Genomic DNA, 12,958 nt, shown 5'->3' with positions numbered 1-12,958 from the left:
TCGGTCTTAGAGGATAAAGGGCAGCAGCTTGTCGGCGATCTTGCCGGCCTCGACGTGATAGGTGCCGGACGATACGGCGCTCTTGAGTTCCTCGATCTTCTTGGCCTTGTCGGCATCGTTCGACTGCTGCGATTGGAGCAACTCAAGCGCCTCCGGCGATATGGATACGTTATCCTTCTTCTTCGCTGCAGTCTTGTTGTTCACGGCGTTGTCGTTGTTGCTGCCATATACGCTTCTTATATTGGCTATTCGCTGTGTCTCGTTGATTTTCAAATTAAGCACCCCTTCCGCCACAAAAAAACGACCGAAAATAGATTTAAATCTATTATCGGCCGGCTGGCGTAAAATATGAATAGTTCATTTTACCGATCATCTCTGTCGAGAATCCTGAATCCGTTGCGGGAATCGGCTTCGGACCGGCCAATCTGGGATCCCGCGATCCCTTTTTTCAGCTTGTTCTGGCAGTTGAAGCAGATCTTGCCGTCCCGGATCGCCGCGCCGCACATCTCGCAGGGATAGGTCAGATTAGGCGCCACCGCCTTGGATATCCGCCCCTCCTGGATGAACTTGGTGATCTGCTGCACCGAAACTTCCGTCGCTTCGGACAATTCGTTTATCGTCACGCCCTTATGATCCTTGAGAAACTTGAAGCAAGTCTCGTAATCTCTCTCGATCCCTGCATGGCATTCGTCGCAGATCGTGCGGAATTGACGGTTGAACAGCTTGCCGCAGCGCGGACAATTGGCTAAAGCCACTTGAGAGCCCTCCCGATCAAACTTGTGAATACTGTTATTCTAGCATGAAAGGGAAAAAGTTGTAACCTTCTGCGGTCACGCTCTCGCCCACGCGAGCCCATGAATCTCGGCCTCGGGAAAAGCCTGCAGCAGCGCATGCGCGCATTCGTTCATCGTGCTCCCGGTCGTATAGATGTCGTCGACGAGGAGGATTCTCTTTCTCGTCGCCGAATCCGTCCGGGCAGCAGCGCGGAACAGTCCGCGCATGTCCCGAATCCGCGCCCCACGGCCCTTAAGGCTCTGCTTGTCGCTATCGCGCGTGCGGACGAGCAGGTTGGCGTACGGCAATCCGTACCAGCCGGCCAAAATAGCCGCCATTCGCTCGGCCTGGTTAAATCCCCGCTCCGCCAGCCGCATGTCAGAGAGCGGAACGGCCGTAACCAGATCGAACGGCCGATCGTGCATAGAAGCGATTCTCTCGAAAGCAGATGCGAGCATGGCGGCCATAATTGGCGCGAGCCGTTCGGCACCCTGGTATTTGTAAGCTGCGAGCAGTTCCTTCATATCGCCTTCGTAGCGGACGGCCGATCGGCTTGACGTAAAGTACAGCTTCGCTCGCCGCGGGCAATCGCCGCACCGCTCCGAGCGGCCGCAGGTCGGACATGCGATTTCCAGGATCCAGGGCACTTTGGCTCGGCAAGAGGCGCAAAGCGCGTTCAGCGCCGCCCGCGCCTCAGGATGGCGAATGGGCATGACCGAGGCAGCGGAGGCGACGCCCCTGCCTTCCTTGCCGCAGCACGGACAAACCGAAGGAACCGGCTGAAAGAGACGATAGATGAACTTCATTACCGCCGCGATCATCGGTTTGAACCTTGCTCAAGCAAATATCCGCCGCGCAGCGCAAGACGATTCATCGCAGCCACCTGCCGGATCGCGCCGGTCAATGCTTGGGTCCGGTGCGCGGCATAGAAGAATACGCGGCCGGCCGGGTCATCCGCGGAGCGGCCGGCGCGCCCCGCCATCTGGACGAGCGCCGCTTCGTCGAACAGCTTGGCGTGCGCGTCGAGAATAAAGACGTCGCTGCGCGGCACGGTTACGCCGCGTTCGAGAATGGTCGTCGTCACGAGGAGACGGAGCTCGCGCTCCCGGAAAGCCACGACTTTGTCCCTGCGCCCATCGTCCTGGGAGGAGGTGCCGTCGATGAACGCCGGCGATATCCCCCAGACTGGAGCCTGCCTGCGGAACAGCGCCACCAGCGAATCGATCTGCTTGATGTAGGGAACGAACACAAAAACCTGGGCGCCGCGTGCCAGCGAAGAGGCGATGCAAGCGAATAACGCTGCAGCCTGCCTGCCCGCCAAACGCTGTCTAAGGTCCGGGCGCTTCTCGGAAGATGCGGCTGCAGCCTCGACACTCCAACGATGCAGCGGAGGCATGCACATGATCCTTGGCATAGGCAGCGGATGCCTATGGTAGCGAACCGGAACCCGCGCGCATGGCAAACGTCCAAAACGGACCGCCCGACGCAGCGCCGGCGGCGGGGTCGCGCTCAAAAGCACGGTGGAACCGTCGGGCTTCCGGGCTGCGGCAGCCGCATGGTGAAGCATGGGGTCGCCATGGTAGGGAAAAGCATCGAGCTCGTCAATCAGCACGAGGTCGAACGCCTGGCCGAAGCGCATCAGCTGATGCGTAGTCGCCAGCGTCAGCTCCGCCTGCTGCCAACGTTCGCCACTGCCGCCATAGAGCACGGCGATGCTGCGCGCCGGAAACGCCTTGGCCAGCCGCGGCGCAAGCTCGAGCACGACGTCTCTACGAGGCGTCGCCAGCAAAGCCCTGCCACCCGCGCTCAGCACTGCGTCCAGCAGCGGGAAGATCATCTCGGTCTTGCCGGCGCCGGTGACCGCCCATAACAAGAAGGAGCGAGGCTGAATCGCCATCGGATCTTCCGGCGGCGGCGTCTGCTCCGATCCGGAGAGAGCGGCAGAACGGCGACGGAAGCGAAATATAGAACGGCCGGCGCGGGGAGCCGTTGGGCCGAATGTGCTCTGGCCGGGCTCCGCTTCGGCGCCCGGCTCGCGCCCGCCCAGCAGGAAGCGCACCGCCTGCTCCGACGCGACCCGCTGCGCGGGGCTAAGCCCCCAACGCGCGCATATGTCCGCCGCGGCCGGGCCGGCCGCCCCGGCCAAGCCCAGACCGAGCGGCGAAGCCGCGGGCGCCGGGCCGCGCACGAGCAGCCCGCACGCGCGGCTGCGGCCGAGCGCGAGGCACGCCTCGCAGACGGCGCAGGCGCCGCTCCCGCAAGCGGCGCACGCCGAGCGCCGCATGGCCGCTTCGCCGCTGCCGCACCGCCGGCAGCGCAGGCGCCCGCTCTGCCGCGCGGCGCCTCGCGGCGCGCCGTCTGCGACCGCCGCGCCGAGCCGCAGCGCGCCTATCAGGGCGCCCAGCTGCGCCAGCGCCGCCAGCCCGGCGCCTAAAGTTACCCCCGGCGCATGCTCGGCAAGCAGCGCCACCGCTTCCGCCTGCAGCAGCGAGCGCCCCTGAAACAGCGGCGCAATCACCCGCAGCCGCAGCGCTTGAAGCCTCGCCTCGGCGCCGCGCCCCAATTCCCCGGCCGGTACGGGCAATAGCAACTCGCAGCCAGAACCTATACCTGGCGGCAATGGTACGCCTACGTGCGAACTATAAATCGTGCGGGCAGCTTCAGCCCCGCCAAACACGCGCAACAATATACGCTCCACGGCACCTGCATCAAGCGTCTCTCCTTTTCCGCCAAGCTTCGCTTGGATCTTGCTGCATCCAACCTCGGCATCGCCTAAGGGAAGCGAGCGCTTCATTTTGACAATCATGCTTGCCGTCTCTCGCCCTACAGCGAATCCGCCTCCAACCTCCTGCCCCCATGCCTTCACCAGGCACTCACGATATTTAGCATCCAGCCAATAGGCCATGTCCGTCTCCCAATCCACCGTGTACCTAGCCTGCCATCCCGTCGTCATTCGCACCGCATACACAATTGCCCTCATTCTCTTATCCCCTTTACAAAATCGATCTTATGCCCGCTTCCGGCGAAGGCGAGGAACGCAAAAAAAGCACATCCGCTCCGGCCTTCGGGCCGTCAGCGAGTGTGCTTCACTCGTTCCAATATTTGATTTACAAGCGTCATTCATCAGCTAACCACATTCGGTCACTATCAGCCATTCAATTACTTCTATTGTAAACGATCGGTCACAGATGTCAATTCCGAATGCCCTTCGTCGTCCCCGCGCCCGGACCCATGCCCAGCTCCACTCCCCGTGCCGTATCCCGCCCTGCGGCCCGCACCTTCGCCCAAGCCGCCGCCAAATCCGCCTCCGAAGCCATCGCCACGACCGTCAACCTCACTGTTCCCGCTCCGCGACAGCTCCATCCACACCGTATCCGGACCGCTCCAAGCCTCCGCATACGCCCTCTTCGCCTCTTCCCAGCGTCTCCGCCCCTCCGCGCGATCCTCGCCCGTCTCGGGCAGCTGGCGGATGAGACTCACGCCCGCCTCCGTGCGCACGAGCTTTTCCACGATCGACGCGGTGCCGTCCGCCGCCTCCGGCTCGAGCAGCACGGTAATGCCGACATCCGTCCCCGACAGACTGCCTTGATATCGGAGCGAGCGGATGACCCATTCGATCTGCTCCTCGTGATTGCAAGCCACGATGACATAATGCCGCCTGGCGACCGGCCCGCGCCGACGACGCAGCAGCCGATAGGCGCAAGCCGCGGCAACCGCGTAGCATCCGGCGATCCACAGCAGCAATCCGATCATGGGACCCACCTCCTTCGCGTGAACTCGGCGGTCCGTACCCGGTACTGCGGAAGAAACACGCTCTTCCGAAAAGGCCGCGCCGCTATGCGACACTATATGCCGCGCAGCGCTCGGCGGTTCCGTCGTCCGCGGCCGCGCAAATGGAGACTAGTTTCGCAATGATACGCACGTAAAGCCTTTTGTAATCGCCGTTATTGACTTTTCACAGTTACTCATGGTGCAGACGCGCAGCTTTATCGCTCCAAACCAAAGACGCCCCCGCACGATCTGCCGATCGTCGGAGGGCGCCTTAGCGACTTGCCATATGTATGATACCTGCTGCTGCGATCTTGCGATAAGCCTTTACAGCGTCACCCAGCCGAACTTGATCGAGTTAATGACGGCTTGCGTGCGGTCGTCGACTTCCATCTTCTGCAGGATGCTGCTGACGTGGTTCTTGACCGTCTTTTCGCTGATGAACAGGCTCTCGCCGATGTTCTTGTTGCTCTTGCCCTCCGCCATGAGGCGCAGCACTTCGGCTTCGCGGCGCGTGAGCGGATTGTTGCCCCGCGGCACGAACTTCGTGATCGTCTCGCGGCTTGCGGCGGCACCCGAGGCGGCGCCGATCTCGTCCAGATACGTCATGCGGCGCAGCTGGTTGATGAGCTTGCCGGTGACCTTCGGGTGGATATAGGCATGGCCGTTGGCGACCGTGCGGATCGCGTCAACGAGCGACTCGGCCTCCATGTCCTTGAGCAGGTAGCCGGTAGCGCCCTTCCGCAGCGTCTCGAACACATAGCTCTCGTCGTCGTGGATGGACAGGATGATGACCTTGATCTCGGGGAAAATGTCGCGAAGCTTCTCCGTGGCGATCACGCCGTTCTCGGTCGGCATGTTAATATCCAGCAGCACGACGTCCGGTTTTTGCCGATTGCAGAACTCCAGCACCTGGATGCCGTCTCCGCATTCGCCGATCACCTCCAGGTCGGGCTCCATGTTCAAGATGCGCTTCAGTCCCTCGCGGAACAGTTGGTGGTCGTCGGCAAGGAGGACTTGAATCTTGCGGCCCGAGGCGATGTTCGAATTCTTACTCTCCATTAATGTCCAACTCCTTCCGCATTTCGGCTTTGATAGGTACTTGAATCGTAATCGTGGTGCCCTGCCCGATGGCCGAATCGATGTCGATCTCTCCCATCAGCAGATCCACGCGCTCCTTCATGCCCATGAGTCCGAACTTGGCATTCTTCTTCGCCTGCGCTTCCGCCAGATCGGTATGGAAGCCTTTGCCGTTGTCCTTGATCACCATCCGGATCGTCTCTTCCAGATAGGTGATATCGAGCGACATGTACGATGCTTCGGCATGCTTGAAGGCATTGTTGAACGCCTCCTGCACGAGCCTGAACATCGCGGCTTCCAGTGCGGTCGAGATTCGCTTTTCCCGCCCGCTCGTCTCGAAGACGGAACGGATGGAAGTGCGCTCCTCGTAGTCCTGCACGAACTTGCGAAGCGTAGGGATAAGACCCAGATCGTCCAGCGCCATCGGCCGAAGGTTGAATATGATTTTGCGAATCTCCCCCAGTCCGGAACGTATCTGCGATTTTAAATCGACCAATTCGCTGCGCACAAGCTCCAAATCCTTCGTATCCAGCATTCTCTCGGCAATTTCGGTCCGCAGCACCAGATTCGCGAGCGATTGGGCGGGACCGTCGTGAATCTCCCGGGCCATGCGCCTGCGCTCTTCTTCCTGGGCGAGAATGATCTTGAGACCGATCAGCTGGCGGTTCTTCGCGGATTCGAGAATGCGGGTAACCTGGTTCAAATCACCCGAGAAGTAATCCAGCACGACGTTCATCTGCGAGCCGATCATCTCCGCCCGCTCGATGGACAGCTCCACGTTGCGAACGCGGCTCTGCAGGTCGTCCCGGCGCGCCTTCAGATAGTTCTCTTTTTCCCGATACACGGTCAGATCCAGCTGAAGCTGAGTTGCCTTTTCGTAGGCGGACTTGATGTCTTTCTCCGAGAAACGTACGAAATCCCTGCTCACCTCGGTGAGCCGGATGCGCGATAGCTTGTAGTCCCGCTCGAGAGAATCGACCTTGTCGATCGTCGTGGAGGTCTCTTTCAGAACGTTCTCCAGTTCCTTGCCCAGCGATACAAGCTCGCGTCTCGCAGCCTCACAGATCTCGAATACTTGCATCTTGCTGTCTTCCATGACGCGCATCGCGTTCTGTATAACCCGGTCAATCTGTTCAACCCGATAGTCCAATCGAGCAACTCCCCTCCGCGCCCTACTCCGGACCGTCTCGCGTCGCACGCTTCCAGCCCCGGCGGGCTTGAATGGAGACAAGGTATGCCTCCATCATATCATATTTGCGTGCGACGTGGACGGGCCGACTAGGTCTGGCTGCGCAAGATTAGCGAATTGTAATCGTCTTGGTCTTCTGGTCCCACCCGACCTTGCGCCCGAGCTCCGTGGAAACGACGCGCACCGGCACGAGCACTCTGCCGCTTCGCAGGATCGGGGTCGCAGCGGCCGTCGCGCGGACGCCCGTATTGAGCAGGTCCGGCTTGCCTACCCACAGCTCGACGAGCTTGCCGCCTCCCGTGACGGTCGCCTTCTGCGCCGCCTGGTCCCAGCCGATATCCGCGCCAAGCGCGTCGGACACGAACCGCAGCGGCAGATACGTCGTCCCGTTCAGCAGCAGCGGCGCGATGTCGAGCGCCACGTTCTTGCCGTCTACCGTAGCGGACTTTTGACCCAGCTGGAGCACGATATTCGACTGCGCGCCGTCGTCGACGGCCGACGGGTACTGGAGCGACAGGTTGTCAAAAGCAACCGCCCCCGTCGTCGCGCGCTCGTCCTGTCCCTCGGCCAGGTCAACGACATAAAGCCTGGTGAGCGTCGCCGGATAAGTGATGCCGCTGCCAGACAGATCGACGCGGATCTGCTTCCAGCCGATCCAGTCGGTCACCTTGGCGATGTCCAAGCGCGCCAGCTTGCCGTCCTTGTCCTTGAACTCGGCGCGCAGCCAGTTGTTGGAGCCATCGCCGTAGACGTCCAGCGTCAGCGCGCTCGGGCTGCCCGTGATCGCCAGGCCCGCGCTGCCGTTCGGCAGCGCGTAGGCGAAGCGGTCTCCGGTGCCGGCCGTAAAGTCGTAGGTCAGCTGCAGCGCCTTCGACGTCTCGCGTCCCGGCAGTCCCGTGACGATCGCGGCCGTGCCTGTCGTCTCCGCCGGGAGCTGATCGAACGTCACCGGGTAAGCTGCGTTTTCAAACGTCTCGAAGCTCTTCTCCGCCCCTGCGCTCAGCGCGAATGCCGTCGAGAAGCCGTCATATCTGGCGATCGCGTAGCCGGTCTTCGTCTCTGCGCCGACTGCGCCGATCGTGATGACGCCGCCGCTCGCAGCCGCCGTGAAGCCCTTGAACTCCCATTTCACCGAGTCCGCCGGCACCTCGAGCGTGCGGCCGTCCGCGAGCGTCGCCGTCAGCTTGACCGTGATCTTCGCTCCCTGCTGAAGCACGGTCGTATTGGGGCTCGCCTTGAGCTGATTGATCTGCGAGCCGCCGATCACCTCGATGCTCGCCTTGTCGCTCGCGGCGCCGGACTTGACCGTCAGCTCGCCCGTGCCCGCCTTGGACGCCGTCAAAACGCCGCTTGCGAAGCTGCCGAGCCCGCCGCTCACGCTCCACGAGGCCGTCAAGCCTCCCGGATCGACCGGGTTGTAGTACGTGTCGTACGCCTTGAGCGAATAGGTCGCCTGCTGGCCGATGAACAGCGTCTTCGCCCCGCTGACCGTAATGCCCTTGGTCTCGCCTGCAGGCGCGATCGTGAATACCCCGATGCCGTCAGCCACAGCCCGCTGTGTCGTGCCGTAAGTCGTCGAGTGCGCCAGCGTCGTCGCCGTCTCGCCGAGCGGCCTCGTGATCATCGTCGTCGATCCGCCGCCGTCCAGATTGACCGCTTTCCATACGCCAAGCGATGTCAGGATCTTCTGGAAATCAGCCAGCGTAGCGCCGTTGCTGGTCCCATACTTTTCAACCGTCACAAGATAAGCCGTCTTGCCGTCCTTCGCATACCCCACTGCCGTGCGGGCCGTGTTGGACGAACCGCTGACGCCGCTGACGTCCCGGCTGAACGCCGAAGCCTTGCCGCCATCCATCAGCAGCGTGTGCCCGCTCACGATCATCTGGAAGTCGCTCTCGCTGTACGTCTTGCCGCTCGTCTGCGACACCAGATTGTACGCGCTCGTCACCTTCGCGCCGACCGGCAGATTGTTGAGAATGAAGTTGCCGGAGTCCTTCCCCTTGTGCCCGCGCAGAATGTAGCCGTTCGCCGGAATCGGCGTCAGAATCTGCACGCCGTCGCCGATCTCCGTCACCGTGCCGTCCACGACCAGCGCCTCCATCGGCGTCGTGCCGCTGTTGGAAGGGCGATTGGCAGCCGTCCATGCGCTCGTGTAGATGTACAACGCGTTCACGTGGCTCGCGGTCTTGTCCGGATACGTCGTATAGGAGGAGTTATTAAGTCCCGACAACTTGAACTGCGCCCCATTGGCTGCCTGCACGCTGCCCGAAAACGCAAACTGATCGATAATCGGCGTCTTGTCCTTCGTCAGCGCAAAAGCATACATTCCCTGCAGCTGCGTCGGCGCGACGATCAACTGTCCCGACACCAGCTCCGCTCCAAGCGGCGCGCCTTCACTCGTGGTGCCCGTCTGGAACACATCCCCGTTCACGCCCGCCACCGCGCCGGTCGCCTTCGTCATGGCCCCGACCGATTGACCGGTTGTGACGCTGCCGGCCTTGCCGCTCATGGCGTTCATCTGTACGTACGGATTCGTCAGATCGATCTGCATGACGTGGACGAGCACCGTGCTCTTTTTCGTATCGGAAGGCACCCAGCTATAGTTGATCTGCTTGACGCCCGACGTCACGATGGCCTCCGCGGACTTCACCAGCTTGTACGTGACCGCCGCCGTGGCCGCCGAGGCTACGCCCGGTTGCAGCTGCGCAAACGGCGCCAACCCGGTGCCCGCGAACGAAGCAACGACAAGCGTCCCGGCCAACATCGGTATACATACGACTCTAGCGGCTCTCAGAATGTTAAACTTCGATTCAGACATTAGATGCAATACGCTCCCATGTTGTCATAGATTTGCGCGGGGCGGCACGGCAGCCGAATCCTACCAAACTCCCAATACTTCCCCTCTAATAGTAGACTCCGTAATCTACAAAAAGTTACATGCGATAAGAGAATTATATAAATTTCGTGTTTTCGCAAAATAAAAATAATCCCTGCCGCCTGGTGCGGAGGGATCATGCTTTATAAAATTCTATATACTTGGTCAGCTATAAATGGCCCTTCGTCCGGGACGCTTCATTCGCCGATAGATCATGATGATGACGAACAATACGATCTGCCCGATCACAGCCCCGCTTATATCTACCATCACATCAAGCGGCGTCGGCGTCCGGCCTCCGGTGAACGATTGGTTCCATTCGTCCAGGCTGGCGAACAGGGCTACGACGACCAGCGCCCCCGTTACACGTAACGCAAGGCTGCGAATCCACGGCACCAACAACAGATGCGCCAGCAAACCGAGCATGAAGTACATGAACAGATGCGCGCTCTTGCGGAACAGAAACTCTACGAATCTGTACGGATCCGCCTTCGCATGAATGACACTATGATTATATTGAATCGTCACGTCCGGCACGATCTGCTGCAGGCGATGCTCCGGTATGTGCTCCCTCATAAACGGGATGATGCTCTGCTGCGAATACGTCTGCGAGGAAAAGTCGAAAATCAGCAGCAGCCACAGCACCAGCGGCATGGCGTACAGCAGCTTTTTGAGCGTAGAGATGCGAATTACCCTCCTTGCAAGACAAGTTATCTCCTCTGGCGACAGCTTCATCGCTTGAGAGATAACTTGTTTGATGCTAAATCATCGACTTCAGTTGGCTCCGATTATTTCCCTTCCAGTTTGCATATCCTTTTCGAACTGCGCCCGGTAATCCTCCAGAATCGCGGTGCTGTAACCATTCGCCGTCAGTGTAGCCCCTGTGTCAGCCAGAATCTTTTCGAATTTCGTCGTACAGGAACTTAGCGCGCTCTGGCCCTGGGCCTTTAATGCAGCCTTCTGTTCAGTCGTTGCACCTTGATATTGTGTGTAGAGATCATACAGCGTCACTGTACAATTCATTTTCAACGCATCCAGTTGACTCTTCGCACTTGCTGTTATCGACTCATAGCTCGGCTTCGTGACGCCGCCACCGGTCCCGCCGTTGCTGCCGCTCCCCGTTCCGCCCGTCGATCCACCGCCTGATGCGCTTCCACCGGATCCGGTGCTCCCGCTCGTGCCGCCGGATGTACCGCCGCTCGTCTGCGACTCGCGATAGACTTTGGACTCGCCCGAGACCGTCCCCGTCTTCGCGTCCCACAGTACGGTCATACCGACTGCTTCAGATATAAATCGCACCGGCACATAGATCGAGCCGTTTACGTTATAGGCTTGCTGCCCTGCCGGCAGCTTCTTCTCCACACCGTCGAATACGAGCTTTACGGCCGTAGGCACCAGCTTGACCTTCGCAATAGCAGTGGACGGCTTCTCACCCGAAGCGACAGCATTCGTCAGGTACTCTTTTAAAGCGACCTTTTGCCCCGAAGTCGGCTCGGCGACGGATACCGTTTTGGTCTTCGCATCGTACTCAACTTGCTTCTGCAGCGCATAAGAGGCGAACCGCAGCGGTATGTACACCTTGGACTGGTACATGAACGCCACCTGCCCCGACGGCAGCGCCAGCTTCTTCCCATCAAACTCCATCACGATCGGCTTCGACTCCACCGCGATCGTCGTCGTCGCCGCAGATGCCGCTACCGGCACCGATAGCAGCATCGCGCCCAGCAACGCGGCGGATAGGATGTTTCTCTTGCTGTTCATGGTACTACTCATCTCCTTTGACTACTCAGCCTGCCAAGCAGCCAGAATCTTCGACATCGCCGACAACCTCGCCTGCGCCTTACCGTTATCGTACTGGCTCTTCCATGCAGCGAGCTTCGTCTCTTCGACGCCCGCGTCCTTATACGCCTGTTCCGCTTGTGCTAGCGTGCTGTTGAACTTCTGATCACAGCTCGCCTCGGCTGCGGCAACCTTGCCCAGGAACTTCTTCTGCAGATCCGCAATCGACACCTCGCCGTCCCCCGACTTGGCCCCTGCAATATAAGACGTCACTTCTCCGGTTAAGTTGCTAACTTTTGCTTGGCAGCTGGAACGGATGGAGGTGAATTCGGATTCGTATTTTTGCTCAATCTCACCATTCTTCTGGGTAGCTGTAGAAGAGGGCTTCGGCGAAGCAGAAGGCGTCTTTGCCGGTTCGCTTGCGTTGGGCTCGACATTCTTGCTAGGAACTGGCGTGGCATCAGGTGTACTAGTGGGCGCGATCGTAGCCGATGCAGTTTCAGAAGGAGCGACGGTGGGCAACGGAGTTTCTTCAGTTTCACTACTGGGCGAAGGGGAAACGAACTGGGTTGCAGCCGCACTAGGTGACGGAGACAAAGACGGAAGCACGTCGCCTCCACTATTTCCATTTGAACATCCTGCAACTACAACAACAACTGTAATGGTTATAAGGCCCGCAACAAAAGTAGTCTGAAATCGTCTAGATAACTTTTTCATTACTGCATACCTTTTTCCTTTTTAGAATCGTCATAGCTCTTGCCTTCGCTCATACCGTATTTCTGAGCGATCTTAATCAGTTCGTCGTACTCTTTTTCACTGAGCTTTTCAAGAATAATCTTCTTGGCTTCTACCTTCTTCTCTACGCTTAGGCCACCGCTGGCCAGATCCGACAATGTCTTAATATCACTGGCGCTCAATCTTTTTAGCATAATCGTCATTAACTTTGTTTTTTCTCCAAAAGTTATTTCTTCTTTTACCGTCTGCGCCTTGTCGATCGAAACTTCTGCACTGTAGGCGTGACCGGAGTTATCATTGGAATTTTTTGTAGAATTCCCATTAACGCTGGTTGTATTGGTAGAGTTAGGGTCCGCCTCCTTCTGCCCGCTAGGGACGGTGTTACCGGACACTGACTGGTCGAGCTCTTCCTGTTCAGGCCCCTTGACAGGTAAAGAGAATGGAGTCGGAGAACCTGTAGGAATTGGGGAAGACTGACCCTCATCCTTTATTGAAGAACTGGGCGAAGCCATTGCGCTCTCCAATATAGAGTCTGACAGCTTGTCCATAACCTTATCGGCTGCATAGTTAATGCCGAAGTATGCACTAACGAGCAAAATAACAAGAATACAACCGATGCCGATTAGCCATTTCTTTAATCTGTTTTTCTTCATGCTCATAAGTTCACCTCAATTTCGACGTAGGAAGCCGCTACGCTTAGTTGTAACTAGTCGCATAAGTTGTAAATCAAGTCCGGGAATTTCTTTGGTTAAAAAAAG

The 12,958-nt window shown here is 59.0% G+C and carries 12 protein-coding genes; all 12 read right to left on the bottom strand.

Annotation, left to right across the window (positions count from 1 at the left end):
* Positions 1-6: 6 nt before the first annotated feature.
* Complete coding sequence (gene flgM, locus KB449_RS35780) at positions 7-273, bottom strand: flagellar biosynthesis anti-sigma factor FlgM (protein WP_282913196.1); 267 nt, start codon at positions 271-273, stop codon at positions 7-9.
* Positions 274-362: 89 nt separating this feature from the next.
* A complete protein-coding gene (locus tag KB449_RS35775) occupies positions 363-755 on the bottom strand; it encodes a flagellar protein (protein WP_282913195.1) in 393 nt (130 codons plus the stop codon).
* Between the two features lie 75 nt (positions 756-830).
* Entirely contained in the window at positions 831-1,595 is a 765-nt protein-coding gene (locus KB449_RS35770; RefSeq protein WP_282913194.1) for a ComFC family protein, read from the bottom strand.
* Positions 1,592-3,754, bottom strand: a complete 2,163-nt coding sequence (locus KB449_RS35765; RefSeq protein WP_282913193.1) for a helicase-related protein — start codon at positions 3,752-3,754, stop codon at positions 1,592-1,594. Before KB449_RS35765 ends, KB449_RS35770 begins: the two co-directional genes overlap by 4 nt.
* Positions 3,755-3,939: 185 nt before the next feature.
* Positions 3,940-4,527: a hypothetical protein gene (locus tag KB449_RS35760; protein WP_282913192.1), complete on the bottom strand. Its 588-nt coding sequence runs from the start codon at positions 4,525-4,527 to the stop codon at positions 3,940-3,942.
* Between the two features lie 342 nt (positions 4,528-4,869).
* The gene (locus KB449_RS35755) at positions 4,870-5,604 is read right to left on the bottom strand and encodes a response regulator (RefSeq protein WP_282913191.1); all 735 of its coding nucleotides are present in this window, start codon (positions 5,602-5,604) and stop codon (positions 4,870-4,872) included.
* Complete coding sequence (locus tag KB449_RS35750; protein WP_282913190.1) at positions 5,594-6,772, bottom strand: sensor histidine kinase; 1,179 nt, start codon at positions 6,770-6,772, stop codon at positions 5,594-5,596. The genes KB449_RS35755 and KB449_RS35750 overlap by 11 nt, the downstream gene beginning before the upstream one ends.
* Positions 6,773-6,920: 148 nt before the next feature.
* Positions 6,921-9,629 carry a stalk domain-containing protein gene (locus KB449_RS35745; protein WP_282913189.1) on the bottom strand — a complete coding sequence of 903 codons (2,709 nt, stop codon included), beginning with the start codon at positions 9,627-9,629 and terminating at the stop codon, positions 6,921-6,923.
* Positions 9,630-9,851: 222 nt separating this feature from the next.
* Positions 9,852-10,340, bottom strand: a complete 489-nt coding sequence (locus KB449_RS35740; protein ID WP_282913188.1) for a VanZ family protein — start codon at positions 10,338-10,340, stop codon at positions 9,852-9,854.
* A 120-nt stretch (positions 10,341-10,460) separates the two neighbouring features.
* On the bottom strand, positions 10,461-11,447 hold the full coding sequence (locus tag KB449_RS35735) for a copper amine oxidase N-terminal domain-containing protein (protein WP_282913187.1): 987 nt from the start codon (positions 11,445-11,447) through the stop codon (positions 10,461-10,463).
* Positions 11,448-11,468: 21 nt separating this feature from the next.
* Entirely contained in the window at positions 11,469-12,182 is a 714-nt protein-coding gene (locus KB449_RS35730) for a hypothetical protein (protein ID WP_282913186.1), read from the bottom strand.
* Complete coding sequence (locus tag KB449_RS35725; protein WP_282913185.1) at positions 12,182-12,853, bottom strand: hypothetical protein; 672 nt, start codon at positions 12,851-12,853, stop codon at positions 12,182-12,184. Before KB449_RS35725 ends, KB449_RS35730 begins: the two co-directional genes overlap by 1 nt.
* Positions 12,854-12,958: the final 105 nt, after the last annotated feature.

Origin of the sequence: Cohnella hashimotonis (genome assembly GCF_030014955.1) — a bacterium.
Lineage (GTDB): Bacteria > Bacillota > Bacilli > Paenibacillales > Paenibacillaceae > Cohnella > Cohnella hashimotonis.
This window is presented reverse-complemented; position numbering and strand designations above follow the sequence as displayed.